General features: G+C 64.1%; 12 protein-coding genes. All 12 read right to left on the reverse strand.

The genetic code is table 11. From position 1 onward, the window contains the following. Window positions 1–245: 245 nt before the first annotated feature. The 12 genes from BST28156_RS18090 to tssB are packed head-to-tail and all read right to left on the reverse strand — an operon-like array spanning window position 246 to window position 18,824. A complete protein-coding gene (locus BST28156_RS18090; protein WP_174902965.1) occupies window positions 246–1,010 on the reverse strand; it encodes a hypothetical protein in 765 nt (254 codons plus the stop codon). Then, window positions 1,007–5,746: an RHS repeat-associated core domain-containing protein gene (locus tag BST28156_RS18095; RefSeq protein WP_174902966.1), complete on the reverse strand. Its 4,740-nt coding sequence runs from the start codon at window positions 5,744–5,746 to the stop codon at window positions 1,007–1,009. Before BST28156_RS18095 ends, BST28156_RS18090 begins: the two co-directional genes overlap by 4 nt. Beyond that, entirely contained in the window at window positions 5,743–7,041 is a 1,299-nt protein-coding gene (locus tag BST28156_RS18100) for a hypothetical protein (protein WP_174902967.1), read from the reverse strand. The genes BST28156_RS18095 and BST28156_RS18100 overlap by 4 nt, the downstream gene beginning before the upstream one ends. A gap of 17 nt (window positions 7,042–7,058) precedes the next feature. After that, complete coding sequence (locus BST28156_RS18105; protein ID WP_174902968.1) at window positions 7,059–7,682, reverse strand: hypothetical protein; 624 nt, start codon at window positions 7,680–7,682, stop codon at window positions 7,059–7,061. 55 nt (window positions 7,683–7,737) lie between these two features. Then, complete coding sequence (gene tssI, locus BST28156_RS18110) at window positions 7,738–10,011, reverse strand: type VI secretion system tip protein TssI/VgrG (RefSeq protein WP_174903012.1); 2,274 nt, start codon at window positions 10,009–10,011, stop codon at window positions 7,738–7,740. Then, complete coding sequence (gene tssH, locus BST28156_RS18115; protein WP_174902969.1) at window positions 10,008–12,674, reverse strand: type VI secretion system ATPase TssH; 2,667 nt, start codon at window positions 12,672–12,674, stop codon at window positions 10,008–10,010. Before tssH ends, tssI begins: the two co-directional genes overlap by 4 nt. A 12-nt stretch (window positions 12,675–12,686) precedes the next feature. Beyond that, the gene (gene tssG, locus BST28156_RS18120; RefSeq protein WP_437341296.1) at window positions 12,687–13,853 is read right to left on the reverse strand and encodes a type VI secretion system baseplate subunit TssG; all 1,167 of its coding nucleotides are present in this window, start codon (window positions 13,851–13,853) and stop codon (window positions 12,687–12,689) included. Next, complete coding sequence (gene tssF, locus BST28156_RS18125; protein ID WP_174902971.1) at window positions 13,778–15,649, reverse strand: type VI secretion system baseplate subunit TssF; 1,872 nt, start codon at window positions 15,647–15,649, stop codon at window positions 13,778–13,780. The genes tssG and tssF overlap by 76 nt, the downstream gene beginning before the upstream one ends. 4 nt (window positions 15,650–15,653) lie before the next feature. Next, window positions 15,654–16,202, reverse strand: a complete 549-nt coding sequence (gene tssE / locus BST28156_RS18130) for a type VI secretion system baseplate subunit TssE (protein ID WP_174902972.1) — start codon at window positions 16,200–16,202, stop codon at window positions 15,654–15,656. Window positions 16,203–16,218: 16 nt separating this feature from the next. Next, window positions 16,219–16,710 carry an Hcp family type VI secretion system effector gene (locus BST28156_RS18135; RefSeq protein WP_060237878.1) on the reverse strand — a complete coding sequence of 164 codons (492 nt, stop codon included), beginning with the start codon at window positions 16,708–16,710 and terminating at the stop codon, window positions 16,219–16,221. A gap of 58 nt (window positions 16,711–16,768) precedes the next feature. Continuing rightward, entirely contained in the window at window positions 16,769–18,277 is a 1,509-nt protein-coding gene (gene tssC, locus BST28156_RS18140; protein ID WP_174902973.1) for a type VI secretion system contractile sheath large subunit, read from the reverse strand. Then, window positions 18,270–18,824, reverse strand: coding sequence for a type VI secretion system contractile sheath small subunit (gene tssB / locus BST28156_RS18145; protein ID WP_060239050.1), 555 nt, complete (start codon window positions 18,822–18,824; stop codon window positions 18,270–18,272). The genes tssC and tssB overlap by 8 nt, the downstream gene beginning before the upstream one ends. Window positions 18,825–18,852 lie beyond the last annotated feature (28 nt).

Raw genomic sequence — 18,852 nt, forward strand, 5'->3', positions numbered from 1 at the left:
CGGACGGCCCGTTAAGGCGGGAGGCGACCATTCCATCTATTTAGCGGAAACGCGACATCTGAACTTGGGACCTACACTCAAACTGACGATAATTCACGTTATGTAAAATCAACAAAACAGCCACCGAATCCAGCCCATCCTCCGCCCGCCGACGCGAAAAATCCGCATCCGCCGACACAAACAGCCTCTACCGAGCTGCTTCGCCCGGGAAGATCCAACGCCACGAACTTCATCGACCCGCAATGCTAATCGACCGCATGCGAGCCTTTGATCGTGAAGGTGCGCACCCAGTCAAGCGCCGCTTCGCCGGCCATTATTCGTCCAGCCTCCCCTAACTCAATCTCGCAACGGCCCTTAGCAAACTCGAGATGCACATGCACGCCCTCGAAGTTCTCCACGTCGACAGTTCCACCGACGTTAACTGCATCGGCGATCACGAGTTCGATGTCGTTCAGGCGAAAGACACACAAATTCTCTTGGTCCTCGCTGGCGACGCCACTGGGTAGCCAGAACCTCGCTCGTAGCGCAGGCGCCGGCGGGCGCCTCCAATTGGCCCAATGAATGATTTTTCGCAGCCTGTAGTCGATTTCGTCCGATGGATCGTGAAGTGGAATTTCGCATCGATAGGCGGGAAAAGCGGTGTAAACGGCACTACAACGTATGCGATCTGTTTCGTTGCTGATCGAACCGTTGATCAAAGAAGAATGAACGAGTACGCCAAGGTCGAAAGCCGTCTGCCGCAACACGTCGCTCGAAAATAGGTCGATCGGACGTGCTGCGCTCACCGCACTGACTTGGGCGGCGGTGAGCGTGTTCAAGAAGGCAAGCACAAGGGCCGGATCGTACGTGTCTTTCGCGCAGTGGATTTTACAGGCCCAATCTCCGGTGAACCTGACAAAGAATTCCAACTGGGCGCTATTGAACGCCTTCCAGCGCAAGATGTCGTGACGTGCCATCACGGGACGCGGTGTCAGCGCCTCGGTGAAGCGGCGTTGCAATTCGCTTGTCATGGTAGATAATTCTTGCCAGTTTTCACTTTGAAGTTAAAGTCGCTGCCTTTTTTAGCGTTGGCGGAGCGGTCCATTGCTTCGAGATTATGGTGATCATCGTGAAACGCATCGCGAGTCGCTCGATCGGTGTCACAACCAGGCGGGTACTTCTTCACGGTGCCGTCCGGCCTTGTGACAGTCGCGCCATGGGTGTACATCCGCGCTACGGAAATCTGATGGTCGTAGGTCAGATTCGTGATCCTCCTGCCGTTGGCGTCGAGTACATAAGTCTTGTTGCCTTCGGCATCGAATACATAGTTGCCGTCTTTATCTTTTTCGTACTTATAGAAATCAATCTTCTCATTGCCGTTCACCCACTGCAGTTGATCGCGCTGGCTAACCACTCCAGCAGGATCCCTCGCCGGGTCGAGACCACCGGGAAACTGGCTGATGGTTCCTTCGTCTACCCATTTCTTTCCTTCAAGCGTATATCGCTTTATCATTTCCATATGTGTCTCGACAGAATACGTGCTGGTGAACTCGTTTTCCCTTGTGCGTATTCCTTTAACCTTATTGATGGCTTCGTATAAGTCGGGAATTTCGTGATCAATAATTTTATTATATCTGTTTGTTTCGGCGACAAATCCCGCTCCAAACATATTACCCGTTATAGATGCTAGATCCTTTTTTTCGCGTTCGAGCTCCTCGATCTGACCCCTCAGATTTGCGATGATCTCTTCACGTTCCGCTTCCTGCCTTGCTCGCTTTTCGTCGCGCTTCTGTTGTGCGCTCAATTTCTTTTCTTGTGGTTGGCCGGCGGCCGTCGCGTCTTCCGATGAAGGCTCCGTTGCCTCTTCACCCTCATCGTGCGCCTTCAGGCCCAGCACATCTACTACCGCGACCGGATTGGCGGTGTACGCGTAAAGATTGATCCCCCCTGCAAGTCCAAGCGGATCTGACTGAAGATATCGCCCCAACATCGGGCTGTATGACCTGAATCGGTTGACATGCAAGCCGGTTTCGCGCTGCAGCCAATGCCCCGGCCAGCGCACGTCGTACTCCACCGAATTTCCCTCCGCGACCACAATCGTTCCGTATGGATCGATCTCCTTCGCGAGCCATACCACATCGCCGCTGCCATCCTCGATCCACTCGGGCATGCCGACCTGGTTGCAGAGCACGAAGTACTCGTTTCCCGAAGCCGCCGGCGCATCAATGCCGGGATAATCGATGAACATGAACGGCACCAGCGATGTCGCGTCGACATAAACGAAGACTCGCAGCTTGCCGTTGGGTTCGATCTGCGCAGCCAGCCGGTCTTCGCTCCAGTAGTACGCCGTTGAGCGATCACCCGTTGTCGCGATTATCTGGCGGCAAAGGCCGTCGTATTCTGCCGTCCACGCATCGGATCGATCGGACCACTCGATGCCGACAAGGAGGTCCATGCTGTCGTAACGAAAGGTCGTGCGCCGACCGTCGCGCGCAATTTCTTCGCATAGGTGGTTGCGCTCGTTGTATCTGTATTGGCCGTGCGACGCCGTCGATAATCGGTTACCGTCCGCGTAATGCATTCTCGTGCAGGTCGGCATCGACAACAGATTCCCGGCCGGGTCGTACTCGTAGCGGCGAGTTTGCCAACCGGCGCATACCTCGCCGACCAGTCGATGCGCGCCGTCGTACTGGTAGTGCGTGTCACCCTTCTCGCTGTCGCTCACGCGACGCAGCTCCCCGGCCCCGCTGTACTCATACGCCGTTCGACGAAATGCCGCAGGTGCACCGGTACGCCAAGTGACGCGCTCCGTGCAACGCCCCTTGTTATCGAACGTATAGCAAACCTGCGTACCATTGCCCAACTGGAGCAGCACACGGCCGTCATTGCCACGTTGTATGCAATGAGCCCTGCCGCCCAGAGTCCGAATCGACGTTGCTCCTTGCGCGGTAGGCGTGTACATGACGTCGAACCGCCCGAAGCAGGCTGTTCGCCTCAGCCGATGACCATCGTATTCATGCGTGACGCCCGCACCGTCGCGCTTGTCCGACGTGAGTCGTCCGCGCGAATCGAACGTTCGCGTGATCTCGTGCGCATTGGTGGAGGCTTTCGTATGCATGCCAAAGCGGTCATATTCATAAACATGCTTGCTGCCCGACGCCAGAGTCCGCTCGCGCGGCAGGCCGTTGTTGCCGATTTCGAATTTCAATAACCAGTTGCCCGCGCCGTCGTGCTTTTCGATCAGGCGGTCGCCGCCGTCATAGCAATAGGTCTCGCGCAGCTGGCCATGCCGTATCACACTCGTCAGCCGGTTCTTCAGGTCGTAGCCGTAAACGGTTTCGTTACCGTTTGCATCGGTGATCGACGCGATGTTCCGGCGAGGTGTATAACGATAGCGAATCGTCTCGCCGCGCGCATTCTCTTCGCTGGCCAGCAGATTCCATGAACATCGCGTATAGCGGGTCGCGGCGCCATCCTGATCGAACCACCGCAGCAGATTGTCTTCGGCATCGTATTCGAAGCGCTCGGCGTGTCCGCTCATATCCGTGTGCCGGATCACCCTGCCTGCAACGTCGCGTTGTTCTCGCTGTTCATCGGGCAATTGGGCAGCCGCAGTGGCAGCCCCCCATGTCCAATGTTCGACCGCCCGCGGTAGCAGCACCCCGCCGGCAAGGTCGGCGTCGTTGGCATCTCCCCACATCAGGCCAAGCATCGAGTTTGACACGGTGTGCGCAAGCGGGTTGGGCAGGTTCGGCAGATCGTCCTTGCCTGGCCAGAGGTTTCCGAATCGATCGAGGCGGCCGATGTTCCTGTCCAGCCTGTCGTAAAGCCATCGCAACGCTCGGCCGCCCGAGTCGATTTCCTCAACGATGCGACCCGACGGAGCGATCACGTACTCCGCCGCCCCTCCATACGGGTCGACCACGCGGGTAATCGTCCCTACGTCGTTGAACAGGACTGTCCACTTGCCTCCGTCCGCCTCGGTGACAATGGTGCGCCCTGGCTGGTACTCGAAGCGGACGTGCCACATCCCGTCTTGGCCGGTGCTCTCCATGCAGCGACCCTCATGGTCGTAGCGATAAAAGAACGCGTACCCGTTCGCATTGGTAAGGCGCACGATTCGGCGCTGTGAATCATATTCGTAAGCCGAAACCGAATCGAGTGCATTGCGGTAGTTGGCCAGACAGCCGCTTGTATCGTATCCGTAGTGGGCGATGCGGTGAATCTCGCCGCCGACGTCCGTCAGCACAACTTCGAGGATCCGTCCGAACCCGTCATACCCGAACCCGATCACCCGCCGGGTCCGGCCTCGCTCGTCGGTCTGCGTAATACTCTGCAGACGCCCCTTTTCGTTCCAATGCAGGACACTACGCGTTCCATCGCGGATATGACCGACACAGTGGGCGGACCGGTCCGTTGCCGAGTCCCGCTCAAACTCCAGGTTTCCTTCCACTTCGTGCCGGACGATAAAGCGCCGGCCGTCCACCTGTTCAATTTCGTATCCCTGGCAATAACCGCTATATATCCCATCCGCTCGCTTGCCGAAAGCGTATTCTGTTCCGCGCGGATCGGTATAAACCGCACGCGTGCGCAGTAGCTGGAGTTCGTGCTGCCATGCATGTCGGAACCCGTATCCCAGCATGCCGTCCCGCTCGCACCAGCCGCTGCAGTAGTGGCGCCCCCATTTGAACGGCTCGACCCCGTCCGTCTTATAGTCCGTGAAATTGTTCTCGATTTCGCCCGTAACGGCGCTAACCGGCTCGCCCCACGATTCACAGGCCAGTTTCTGCGCCCACTTCGGCAGCTTCGGCCTTACCTTCTTCCCGATCCCATGCTTCGCCCCATGCCACATCATCTGCGCATCCGGCAGCGGAAACCCGCCGATCAACACCGTCGGATCGCCCATGAGCAGCGTGCCCATACTTGGCTCGATACCGGGATCCTTGCCCATCAGGTTGCTGAGCATCATGAACGCGAGATCGGCCGCAGTCTGCGCAGCCGTCATCGCGGCTGCCAGATCCTCGTGATGCTTCGCATCACTGGCAGCAGTTGCCGCGCCCGCCGCCGGCCCAACCGCTGCGTTACCAATCCCCCATGCCTTCCCTGCCCGTCCCAACAACTTCGCTCGTCCGCTTACCTGAGCCGCCTCCTCGCTTTTCTCCGCCGCACTCTCCGCTTCACCGCCCGACTTCCCGACATGCCCCATCGGATTGCAATGCCGCGTGATGTCGATGCCCATGCGCGCCGCACGCATTCCGCCGATAAACGTATTGCTCGAACCCGTCTGGATATCGAAGTAAGGCGTCAGTCCACCACAAGTAGGCGCGAAGCCGATGTCCAGCACCCGTGCGGCAGGGATGCCGCCGACCAACACGCTCAGGCAACCGGCGCCAATCGTCATACCGGAACTCGGCAACGGAAAACCATTACTGGGCGGATGACTGTGCGCATGCGGCGTACCGAGATGCGGAACGCCAATGGTGGCAGCCGGCATCCCCGGCACCTTGTCGAGCAGTGGGATCTGCGCGATACCAGTATTGAGCAACTGCGACGGCATGCCCTGCAATGATGCAAGGGAATTCACCGCCTCGCTGACATGGTGGAGCGTGCTCCCTTTCGACGAGAACGTTTCCTTGAATGGATCGAATGTCGACTTGACCGTATCGAGTAACGCATCGCACGCGGTGTCCGCTTTGGCTTCCGATTGCGTCGCGTGACTCTCTGGGGGATCGGAAGCACGCGTAAAACGAGGTTCGGATTCGCTCATTGCCGTGCCTGCTCATCTTCGGTCGTCACGTGGCGCGCAGCCGACGCCGTGGCCGCACGCAGACGAGCCATGTAAAGCGGATCTTTCTCCAACTCATACGCCCTCGCTTCGGTTTTCAGACCGGCGTTTCCGTAAAGCGATACGAGTCGATCGAGAATGCTGATGCGTTGCCGTTCGCAACCGAACTGCTCGCACAATCCCTTCGCGGCGATCCAGTTCTTTGCGGCTTCCGCCGCCTGGCCGCATGCCAGCAATGCGATGCCACCCTTCTCCATCGCCTCGATCTTCGTATGAACGAGCATCATCCTTCCGGCAGCACCGCTTGCCAGATCGAAATAAGTCGCCGCCTTCGCATGTTCGCCGAGCGTGTTGCAGCAGCCGCCCGTCGCCATCAGCGCATTGAGCACGATCAGCAAATTCCGACTATCGAGCGCTGCCGATAGCGCACGCAAGTACCAGTCCTTCGCGTCGCCCGACGACCCGTGCCGCAATGCCACATCGCCCAAGCCATGCAACGCGATTGCGCAACCGGTCGAATCTTTCCGTTCCGCATGAAATGCAAAGAGCGTGTAATACTTGCGCTGCGCGTCGGGTAGCCTGTCGTGCGCGAGGTCGATCCCGGCAATCTGCATCAAGGCCCCCATGCGCTGCTCGATCGGATATACCGCATCGTTTGCAATGGCGACCAGATTGCGCGTCGCTTTTTCGGAGGAAAAATCGACAGGAAGAATCAACACATGCTCCGCTTTTTTCTCGCGAGCGAGCGGAATCAGGCAAGGTTGCTTCCGGTCGTCACGGATGCAGAACCGATTCCCCTCCATCCAGTCTTCGAATCCATTCAGTGCCAGACATTGCAGAACGATCTTTGCGAAGCCGCCAAAGTCGCCCATCGGTGACGGTAACCATGCCCAAACGACTTTTACCCCCTCGGGAATTAGCGTGCGCACATGAACGACGGCATCACGCAACCGCTGTGCAGGCGCACGCCTCGGATCGGTGCAGGTCAGCGGCAACGGCGGCCAGCTTCCTTCACCGCGCTCGACGCGTACCGCGCTTTCGTCGGCGATCTGACGGGCGAGCGCTTCCATGCACGTTTTCAGATACGCGTCAGCCGAGTCGCACGGAAACGGGAAGATCAGAAAAATCGCGTCGCCGACACGCTCGTCGAGCGATTGCAGCATCTTCAGCACGGGCACGATGTCGTTGTCCGTTGCTTCGAGTAGCAACGTCGGATCGTCAGGCTGATCGATGAAGGCCTCAAGCGACGATTCGATGGCGGAGAATTCGCGATGCATGGCGTCAGGCCGTCCCCTCAGTTCAGACGGATGTACCGGCTGCGCACCACGGTGTCAGCTTCGGTCCGGATATCGACGCCACCTCGCCCGCCTTCGAGCTCGAGCGTCTGTGCACTCAATCTCAGCTTGCCGGCGACTTCGATGTTTACGTTCCGGTTCAGCAATGTCACGACTGGTCCGTCCGGCGACGCGCGTACCTGCAATAACGGACAACCCGACGCATCTGAAACCTGCAAGCACTTGTCTGCTTCGAGCGAAAGTGCCATTGCAGGCTCGACGACCGGTTCGACCGGTTCGCCCGAACCCTTTCGCTTCAGCAACCCGGCGATCAGATATTCAGGCCAATTCGACGGCGATTGCAGCAGTACACGATCACCGATCTCCGGTTTCACGCCATTCATGCATTCCAGCCAGTGCTCGCGTGTGGTGCTATCCGGCATCGACCATTTCACGCGAACCCTGCCCATCGCATCGGGGTGGTGCGTATCCGTCACTTCGCCGATCAATGTCGATGATTCGCGCCGGTCGTCAGGCGCGGAACGATCCGGCGTCGCATCGTTGGCGAACAGTCTTCGCAGTGCCTCGATCGTTTCCGCTTCGAGCGCTTCGTCGACCATCATCTGATCCGATTCGTTTTCCATCGAATGTCTCCCATGCTTCGAATGCAAACGGGCAACCGGTTGGTGCCGGTCGAAATCAATTGATGTGGGCAATCGTTCCCTGGATCGTCACGCCCGACCCGTCGAGCGTGATGGAGCCGCCACCGGTCGCCAGGACGATCTTCGTCGCATTGACATTGACGGTGCAGCTATCCTTGCCGTTGTCTATGTTGATCGTTGGTGCCTGAAGATTGGCGGTCGATTTACCCGAAAGATTGAGATCGTTCTCGCCGTAAATCGTCACGCCCTGTGCATAGCCTGAAATGCTGACGCCCTTGCCGTATCCGTCGATGGCCACGCCGCCATTCTGGCCACTGATTCCAACACCAGTACCGTTTGCGGTTCCGCCGATGGATACGCCGATGTTGTCCTTGTTGATCGACACACCACTCTTTCCTGCGCCCATGTCGATATATTGGCCAGCCGCCAACGAAGCGACTTTGGCCACGTCCACGGAATGATTGCCTGTATTGACTTTCGTCGCATACGACCCGGTGCCGACGACATGCGTGCTGTCCCCCTTGACGAAAACGTCCTGCGTGCCGACAAGCACCGCCAGGTTGTGATTTCCCTTCGTCACCGTATGCGAGCTGTTGCCGTCAACCGTCACGCTGCGATTCCCCCCCACCCCATGCGTCTCATCCACACCAATCTGCGCGACCCGATTCTTGCCGATATTCACCGTCTCGTTCTGCCCGACGCTGCGCTGCCGGTTGTTCTTCACCTGCATCGTTTCGTCGTTCCCGACCGTGTGCGTGTGATTGTTCCCGACGGAAAGCGAATGATCGAGCTCCGTCTCCGCATCGAAATTCCGCTCCGCATGCATCCACAGCTGTTCGGCGCCCTTCTTGTCCTCGAACCGGAACGCGTTTGCATGCTCGGTCGTCCCGCCCGGCGACGACCGCGACAACAACCCGCTCTGCGTCGCACTTCCCGGCAGCCCCCAAGGCGGCATCTTCTCGCCGTTGTAAACCCGCCCCGTCACGATCGGCTCGTCCGGATCGCCGTTCAGGAAATCGACGACGACCTCGTCGCCCACCCGCGGAATCTGCACGCCCCCAAACCCGCCGCCGGCCCACGGGCTCGACACCCGCACCCAGCACGACGAATCCTGGTTGCTCTGCCCATACCGATCCCACCGGAACTGCAGCTTCACGCGCCCATACTGATCGGTCCAGATTTCCTCGCCCGGCGGCCCGACGACGGTTGCCGTCTGCGGGCCGTTGGTGCGCGGCCGCGGCGTCTCGCGCGGCGACCGATAAAGCAGACTCGACGGCTGCGCGACCATCATCGTCTGATGCACGACCGCCTCCGCGCCCTGATCGCTCGCATAAGCGTTCTCCTGAAACCGGTACCGGCACCGCACGATCAGGTACTCGCGGTTCTGGTCCGCACGCGGACAATGCGCGAGCGTGAACAAATAGCCGGGCGCCGCACCGCGCACGTCCGTATCGGCACTCGCGCGCTCGTGCTCGGCCTGCTGTTCCTCGAGCCGCACGCGGCTGTAATGCGCGCCGGGCGCATCGTCGCGATAGCCGCCCGGCCATTCGAACGACGCGAAGCCGTCGTGATCGTGGCCGCGCGGATCGACTTTCTGCGACGACAGGTCCGCACGCGGTTTCGTATAGTCGTAGTCGGTGGTCTGGTGCTTGCCGACGCTCACCTCCTGCGCGGGCAGCCAGCCGTCGATATGCTCTTCGTCGGCGATCGCGGTACGGTCGCGCGCGATGTACGGAATCGTCTCGTAGCCGGGCAACGCGGTATGCGACGACATCGCATCGCACAGCACCAGCGTGTGCGCATCCGCCGCATGCCTGAAATAAAAATAGATGCCCTCGAACTCCATCAGCCGCGACACGAATGCCGTATCGGTTTCGTTGTACTGCACGCAGTACTGGCGCGGCACATAGGATTCGGTCAGCTTGTTCTCGATCGGAAAGCCGTACGGCGCGAGCACCTCCTGCACGATCTCGGGCACGGTGCGGTTCTGGAAGATCCTGCAATCGGAGCGGCGCGTCGCGAGCCACAGCCAGGGCCGCACGATCAGCTCGTAGCCGTAATGCCGTTCGGCGCGCCGGCCGGCCAGCGTTGCGCGCGCGACGATGCCGTTCAGGTAGCGCGTCGACAAGTCCTGCCGTTCGATCCGCACGGTCACGGATTTGCCGAGCATGTCCTTCAGCGACAGGCTGTGACTGTCCGCCAGCGCCTCGATCCGAAACTCGAACAATCGTCCGAGTTCCTCGCTGCCGTCGAGCGCGTGGAATTTCAGGTCGTCGCCGTGCGGGCTGTCGAGTGTGAATACGCGATTCACGTCGTGGCCTCCTCGTCGAACCGGTAAACGAATTCCCCGCCGGCCGCGCTCACCTCGATCGACGCCAGCGCGCGGCCTTCGAGCGTCGCCTCCAGGATCGCGCGCCCGATGCGCGGCATCACGGTATGCGTGAGGATCGCGTCGACCATGCGGCCGCCGGATTCGATGGTCCGGCAGCGCTCGACGATCAGCGCGGTCGCGGCAGCGGTGCAGTGCAGCCGGATGCCGTGGTGCGCATCGATCCGCTGCTCGATCCGGCGCAGTTGCAGCGCGACGATCCGCGCCAGCGTCGCGTCGGTCAGCGGGTAGTACGGCACGACGGTCAGCCGGCCGAGCAGCGCGGCCGGAAATACGTCGAGCAGCGGCGCGCGCAGCGCATCGGCGAGGGTTTGCGCGTCCGGCAGGTGCTCGGGATCGCGGCACAGCTGCATCACGCGATCGGTGCCGACGTTCGACGTCAGAAAAATCACCGTGTGCCGGAAATCGATGTCGCGCCCCTCGCCATCCTCCATCCAGCCCTTGTCGAATACCTGGAAGAAAATCTCGTGCACGTCGCGATGCGCCTTCTCGATCTCGTCGAGCAGAACGACGCTGTACGGCCGCCGACGCACGGCCTCGGTAAGCACCCCGCCCTGTCCGTAGCCGACGTAGCCGGGCGGCGCACCCTTCAACGTCGATACCGTGTGCGCCTCCTGGAACTCGCTCATGTTGATCGTGATCGCGTTGCGCTCGCCGCCGTACAGCGTATCGGCGAGCGCGAGCGCGGTTTCGGTCTTGCCGACGCCGGACGGCCCGCACAGCAGGAACACGCCGTGCGGTTTGGTCGGGTCGTCGAGCTTCGCACGTGCGGTCTGAATCCGTTCGGCAATCAGTTCGACCGCATGGCGCTGGCCGACCACACGTTCGCCGAGTGTCTCGGCGAGCTTGAGCACGGCTTGCGTCTCGTCGCGCACCATCCGGCCGAGCGGAATCCCGGTCCAGTCGGCAACGACCGCGGCGACCGCATGCGTGTCGACGGCGGGCAGCACGAGCGGCGCGTCGTCCTGCATCTCGGCCAGCGCCTGCTGCGCGGCAGCCAGGCGCGACAGAACATCGGTGCGTGCGTCGCCGATCAGCTCGCGCGACGCGTCGTCGTCGAGCAGCGCGGTGCGCGATTCGACGATCGAGGTCAATGCGGCGCGCTCGGCTTGCCAGCGCGTATCGAGCCGATCGAGCTCGGTCTGCACGGTGGCAAGCTCGGCATCGATCGCGTCGCGTCGCGCCGTGTCGCCGCTGCCGATCGCGCACTCGCGCGCGATCCGTTCCCGCTCGATGCGCAGGCCGTCGATGCGCCGGCGCGCGTCCTCGATCGGCGCGGGCACCGCGTGCTGGCTGACGGCGACGCGCGCACAGGCCGTGTCGAGCAGGCTGATCGCCTTGTCCGGCAGCTGCCGTGCGGGAATATACCGGTGCGACAACGTGACGGCGGCCTGCAGCGCGTCGTCGAACACCAGCACGCGATGGTGGGCTTCGAGCTTCGCGGCGAGACCGCGCAGCATCGTCACGGCGGCGGCCTCCTCGGGTTCGAGCACGTGCACCAGCTGGAAGCGCCGCGTCAGCGCGGGATCCTTCTCGATGTACTGTTTGTACTCCGACCACGTGGTCGCGCCGATCGTGCGCAGCAGGCCGCGCGCGAGCGCGGGTTTCAGCAGGTTCGCAGCGTCGCCGGTGCCGGCGGCGCCGCCCGCGCCGACGAGTGTGTGCACTTCGTCGATGAACAGGATCGCCGGCCGCTCGGACGACATCGCCTCGTCGATCACGCCGCGCAGCCGGCTCTCGAACTCGCCTTTCACGCTCGCGCCGGCCTGCAGCAGCCCGATGTCGAGCAGATACAGTGCGACGTCGCGCAGCGACGGCGGCACGTCGCCGGCCGCGATCCGCAGCGCGAAGCCCTCGGCCACGGCCGTCTTGCCGACACCGGCCTCGCCGACCAGCAGCGGGTTGTTCTGCCGGCGCCGCAGCAAGATATCGACGATCTGGCGGATTTCCGGATCGCGCCCGATCACGGGATCGATCTCGCCGGCGCGTGCGCGCGCAGTCAGGTCGACGGCGAAGCGGGCGAGCGCGGAACCGTCGCCGGCCGACGCGGCGACCGCGGCGCGCGCCGAGGCATCGCCGCCGGCGCCGGTCTGCCCGGCCGGCGGCGCTTCGGGCGAGCCTTCGACGATCGATTCGAGCGAATCGGCGAGCACGTCGGGCACGATGCGCTCGAACTCGCGCGCGATCGCGTACAGCACGTTGCGCAGCTGCGGCGTCTTCAGGATCGCCAGCAGCAGCACCGCGCCGCGAATGCGCGTCGCGTCGTACTTCAACGTCGCATAGACCCATGCTCGTTCGACGGCGTCGTCGATGTGCACGGACAGGTCGGACACCGATCCCGCGCCGCGCGGCAGTCGGTCGAGCGCCGCGACGAGCCGGCGCTCGAGCGCGGCCTCGTCGATCTCGAAGCGGCGCAGGATGCGATGCAGGTCGCTGTCGGGCCGCTGCAGGATCTGCTTGATCCAGTGCGCAAGCTCGACGTACGGATTGCCGCGCAGCCGGCAGAATCCGGTGGCCTGCTCGAGCGTCTCGTAGAGGAACGGATCCAGTTTCCCGAACAAATTGACGCGGCCGATATCGGACATGACGGTTCCCGTTTAGGCGGTTTCTCGATGCGGAGCGTGGGCACCGCGATGCAGGTCGTAGCGAACGACGAGATCGCGCGCGGGGCCCGGTTCGAGGCGCTGCCCGAGCCACGCGATGCGGCCGATGCCTTGCGGCGCGCCGAGCGCGAGCGCGGGCACGGCATCGGCCGCGAGTTCGAGCTGCACGTCCCAGTCGAATTCGATGCCGACATATTCGCGCACCCATTGCGCGAGCTGCCGCGCATGCGGGCCGGCCGGCAAAAATCGCCGGTACGCGTCGAGCGACAGCGGGCCGAGCACGATCCGGAACCGCGACTGCGCGTCGCGCACCGCGAGGCCGAGGGCGACGCCGCCGAGGCGCGGCGTCAGCCGCGTCGCGCGGATCGTGCAGCGCTGCGAGCGCTCGATCGCAACCCACTGCGGCATGTGCTCGACGATCCGCGCATCGACGCCGAAATGCTTGCGCACGATCTGCACGAGCCCTTCCGGGTTGCGTGTATGCCGGACGAGATGGCCCGCGTGGAAATAGCGGGCGTGCGGTGCGAGCGTGTCCGCATCGTCGCGCGGAATACGGCCCGCCCCGCCCGCCTGGGCCTCCCGACCGATCAGGCTCGCCACATAACCGTCGAACCGTGCGCGTGCGGGCCGGTCGAGACTCACCGTCGGCTGCGCATCGGCCCACGCGCGGTAGAACAGCAGGATCAGCCGGTGATGAAACAGGTCGGCGAACGCGGCGAAAGCCGGATCGTCGTGCTGCGCCGCGCGTTCGTGCGCGTATTCGGTCAGGTGCGTCGGCAGCGGCCCGTTCGGCCCGAACAGCCCGAAGCCGTGGATCGCGATGCGCGGCAGCGCGGCATCCCGGTCGACCACGCCGGCCACCATCGACGCCGCGAATGCCAGCGACGGCTGCTGGCCGAGCCGGACGGGTTCGTCGCGCGGCCGCGCGGCATGGCCGAGCGGCGCGCGGCCCGGCGACAGCGCATCGAGCCAGCGCAGCGCCTGGAACAGGTCGTAGCCGTGCGGCGCGGCGCGCAGCCGCGCCCACCACGCGGCACGGCGTGCGGCATCGGCGGCCGGCGGCGCGCCGGCGGGCATCTCGTGTTTCATATCGCGGGCCGCCTGCCGACGCGGGCCGGCCAGTGGGCGAGCCGGCCGCGCTGCACGCTGGTCAGCACGCATTCGGCGAACGCGTTGATCGACACGTGCCGGGCAAAGAACTGCTCGAGCACGGCGCCGAGCAGGAACGGGCTGTCGCCGGAGAACGCATGATCGTCGACGGTCACGTCGACCTGCACGCCGCGCCCGAACATCAGCGGCCCGAGCGCCGGCAGGCGGCGGAACACGGGCGAGAACGCGACGCGCTGCACGCCGTCGATCTGCCGCCGCATCGCGGCATCGGCCGGATCGGCATGCAGGCCGAGCAGTTCGCGCAGCGCGTGTGCGCCCTCGTCGGCGTCGAGATCGGTCAGCGTGTGGCGGGCGAGCCCGAGATGGCGGATCAGCCGCCAGGCCGTCTGCGCGTCGGCGATCGGCGGGCGCGGCCGCGACGGGCCGCGGATCGCGACGATCCGCTCGACGGGCGCCGACACCCTCAGCGTGAACGTGTTCGCATCGCCGGGCGGCTGCAGCAGCACAAGGTCGCGGTTCGTGCACAGCGTGTCGACGGACAGGTAGCGCATCGTTTCGTCGTACGGCGCGCACTGGCTGTCGACGAGCGACACGTAGGCTTCGCTGCCGACGTAGCCGGTGCGCGTGCCGTTGGCGCGCGCCTGCGCGGACACCAGCCGCGGCTCGCGCCGCACCGTGTAGTACGCGCCGTAATTGCCGTCGTCGCCGGCGAACGACGCGTGAAACGGCCGGAACTCGCGCGACTGGCCGTCGTCGCGCTGTTCGCTCGCGAGCCGCTGCACCGCATACACCTCGTAGTCGAGCGGCCGGCTGCGGTCCACCACGACATGATGTTCGCGCGCGCCCGGCTGCACGGGGATGCGGTCGCCGCGACGCGCGAACAGGTTCACGGCCGGCGTGCAGTTCAGCGCGAGATGACGCGCGTCGACGGCCGCCTCGAGCGCCGCGTCGTGCCGGTCGAACAGCACGGTCAGCTCGCATTCGTCGCCGCTCGCGCGCGCCAGCGCCGGCTGCAATCCGCCGATGCTGAAGAACAGGAAGCGCGCGGGAAACGCGAAATACTCGCGCAGCAGCCGGTAGCCGTGGAAGCTGCGGCCGTCGTCGGGCAGGATCGCCTGTGCCGGATCGAAGCCTTCGTGCGCGATCGCGTCGGCGTCGAGCGGATGAATCCAGCGCGGCGGCTGGCCAGGGTCGTGGCACACCACGCCGAGCGCGTGCGCGCAAAGCAGTTCGAGCAGATGCAGCGCGTCGCGCTCGGGGCCGGCGAGATGGAACGTCAGCCGGTCGAGCGGCAGTTGCGACAGCTTCGCCCCGCCGCGCGCCTTCAGCCGGATGCGCAGCGCGCCGCGCACGTCCTGCCGTGCCGCGACCGTGCCGCGCGGCAGATAGGCCGGTGCGCCCGTGACGGCCGCATCGGCCAGCTCGAGCGGCCACAGCGTCAGGTCGTGCGCGGTGCGGAATTCGCACGCGGTCTGCTCGGACGCGGCCGGCCGCGCGCGCAGCGCGGTGCCGGCCGGCAGCCGCCAGCCCTGCGCGAGGCTGCCTTCGTTCAGCATCGGCGCGAACCGTACGATCGCCATCGACGGCAGCGGCGCGACGTAGCCCGGATACACGGCATCGAGCAACGCCTGCGTGAAGCGCGGAAACTCCGCGTCCATCTTCAGCTGCACGCGCGCGGTAAGGAAGCTGAAGCCTTCGAGCAGCCGCTCGACGTACGGGTCGGGCGGCCCGGAGTCGTGCAGCCGCAGCCGCGCAGCGACCTTCGGGAACTGCTGCGCGAACTCGCCGCCGAGCTCGCGCAGGTAGGCAAGCTCGCGGTTGTAGTAGTCGAGCAGGCGCGTATCCATCGCGTCAGGCCCCCGCCGTCGATTGCAGCGACATCGCGCCGGTCTCCAGGTCGAGGTCGGAGCGCAGCACGAATTCGACCGGATGCGGAATCGACCACAGCGTGCCGCGGATCTCGAACAGCAGCACGTTGTGGCGCTGCTCGCCGGCGCGGCCGCGCGTCGCGTCGGTCACGCTGCGGACCTCGACGCTGTCGGGCGCGATGCGCGGCTCGAAGCGGACGATCGCGTCGCGAATCGACGCCTCGACCGACATCCGCTCGACGCCCGACATCGGCTTGCCGACGAGCGGCCGCATCCCGTAGTTGACGACCGACGCCTGCGCATGCGGGAACGCCTGCCAGTCGACGAAGCCGTCCTCGCCGTTGCGCGTGTTGAGCAGCCACGCGAGATCGCGCAGCACGGCCGCACGCAGGCGTTCGGCGCCGATCCATTGCGCGCCGGACGCTTCGCTCGCGCACTGCGGCGCGTCGTCGGTGAGCCGGTCGAGCAATGCGGGCTGGAGCCGGTCGCGCAGCTTGCGCTCCCGGTCGTCGCGGGTTTGCAGGTCGTCCATCGTCCTCTCCGCGCGGTCACATCTCGGTGTTTTCCTTGATGTTCCAGCCGACCGACACCTCGGCGCCCTTGCCGCCGTTGTCGTTCTGCTGCCAGTACTGCTTCTTCACCTTCGCGGCCTGGAAGCCGTAGTGCATCAGCAGCCGGTCGGCCGCGTCGCCGGGATCGACGCCCGCAACCTGCGCGGACGTGACGAGCACTTCCTGCAGCGTGACGCGCATGAACTCGACCTGCGTGCCGCCGGTCTTGCACGCGGAGATCTCGACCGACGGCAGGTGCTTGCCGCTCGCGCAGTTCTTGATGATCGCGGGCGAGCCCTTGTCCATGTATGCCGCCACGACGAGATCGTTGAAGCTCGCCTTGCCTGCGTTGCCGCCGCTGCCGCTCGCCATCGCGCCCGGCTGGCTCGCGCCCCACGTGAACGACTGGATGTCGGTCCAGCCCTTGTGCTGCGCGTCCGCGGATTCGCCGGTCACGCCGTCCACCTTCATAAACATTGCCACGCCCATTGCCGTCTCCGTTCAGATCAGATTGCGGTACAAGGTCAGGTTGAATGCCGGTCGCCGCTCATTCGTCGATCGCCTTCGCGGAAGGCAGCCGCGAGATAAGCCGCAGCGACACGGTGAGCCCTTCGAGCTGGTAGTGCGGCCGCAGGAAGAATTTCGACGTGTAGTAGCCCGGGTTGTCCTCGACCTCGTCGACGACCACCTGTGCGGCCGCGAGCGGCTTGCGCGCCTTGGTTTCCTGCGACGAGTTCGCGGGGTCGCCGTCGACGTAGTTCATGATCCAGTCGTTCAGCCAGCGCTCCATGTCGTCGCGTTCGCGAAACGAGCCGATCTTGTCGCGCACGATGCATTTCAGGTAATGCGCGAAGCGGCAGCACGCGAACAGGTACGGCAGGCGGCCCGACAGCCGCGCGTTGGCGGTGGCGTCGGGATCGTGGTACTCGGCGGGCTGGTACAGCGACTGCGCGCCGATGAACGCGGCGAAATCCGAGTTCTTCCGGTGTACGAACGGCATGAAGCCGTTCTTCGCAAGCTCGGCTTCGCGGCGGTCGCTGATCGCGATCTCGGTCGGGCATTTCTGGTCGACACCGCCGTCGTCGGTCGGGAACGTGTGGCTCGGCAGCCCCTCGACCGCCCCGCCGGATTCGACGCCGCGGATCGACGAGCACCAGCCGTACAGCTTGAACGACCGGTTGATGTTCGCCGCCATCGCGTACGCGGAATTCGCCCACGTGTAGCGATCGTGGTTCGCGGCGTCGGTGTCTTCCTCGAAGTCGAATTCGTCGACGGGGTTGGTGCGCGCGCCATACGGCAGCCGCGCGAGAAAGCGCGGCATCGCGAGGCCGACATAGCGGGAATCCTCGGACTGCCGCAGGCTGCGCCACGCCGCGTATTCGGTGTTCTGGAAGATCTTCGTCAAGTCGCGCGGGTTCGACAGCTCCTGCCACGAATCCATCTGCATCAGCTCGGGCGACGCACCGGCGATGAACGGCGCATGCGCGGCGGCCGCGATCTTCGACAGCTCGCCGAGCATCTCGACGTCGGGCGGGCTGTGGTTGAAGTAGAAATCGCCGACGAGGCAGCCGAACGGTTCGCCGCCGAACTGCCCGTACTCCTCCTCGTAGATCTTGCGGAACAGCGGGCTTTGATCCCACGCGACGCCCTTGTAGCGCTTCAGCATGCGCGCGACTTCGTTGCGCGACGCGGGCAGCGCCTTGATCTTCAGCAGCTCGTCGGTTTCGGTGTGCGTGACGAGGTAATGCAGCCCGCGCCATGCGCCTTCGAGCGTCTGGAAATCGTTGTGGTGCAGGATCTCGTTGATCTGTTCGGAGAGCTTCCGGTCGATTTCCGCGATGATCTGCTTGACGCTGCCGTACGCATCGGTCGTCATCCCGACCGTGTGTTCGAGCGCCTGCTGCGCGAGCGTGCGCACCGCGCGCTCGACCGATTCGCGCGCCTCGGCGGTCTTCGGCTTGAACTCCTTTTGCAGCAGCGCGGCGAACGCATCGTGCGCGCGCTCCGGCTGCGCGGTCTCGCGCGACTCGGCGCGGGATTGGGCGGGCTCATTCATCGCGGGTCTCCGGGGCGGTCGTCGCATCGCCCTGCCGTTGCGCGCGCGGTTCGCCGACAAGCGTCTTCAGCAGGTCGGGATCGTTGATCGCGCGCTCGATCAGTTGTTCGGCACCGTGCTTGCCGTCCATGTACGACAGCAGGTTCGACAGCTCGGTGCGCGCGTCGAGCAGACGGCGCAGCGCATCGACGTTGCGCGCGATCGCGGCCGGCGAGAAATCGTCGATCCGCTCGAACGTCATGTCGACGCTGAGCATGCCTTCGCCCGTCAGCGTGTTGGGCACCTGGAACGCGACGCGCGGCGCCACGGACTTCATCCGCTCGTCGAAGTTGTCGACGTCGATCTCGAGAAACCTGCGCTCCGGCAGGTCCGGCAGCGGCTCGGCGCGCTTGCCCGCGAGGTCGGAGATCACGCCCATCACGAACGGCAACTGCACCTTGCGTTCGGCGCCGTAGGTCTCGACGTCGTACTCGATCTGCACGCGCGGCGCCCGATTGCGCGCGATGAACTTCTGTCCGCTGCCCGCTGCCCTGGTTCTGTCCGTCATCGTCCACTCCTTCACGTCGATCAATTCA

Origin of the sequence: Burkholderia pseudomultivorans, assembly GCF_902499075.1 — a bacterium.
Taxonomy (GTDB): Bacteria; Pseudomonadota; Gammaproteobacteria; order Burkholderiales; family Burkholderiaceae; genus Burkholderia; species Burkholderia pseudomultivorans.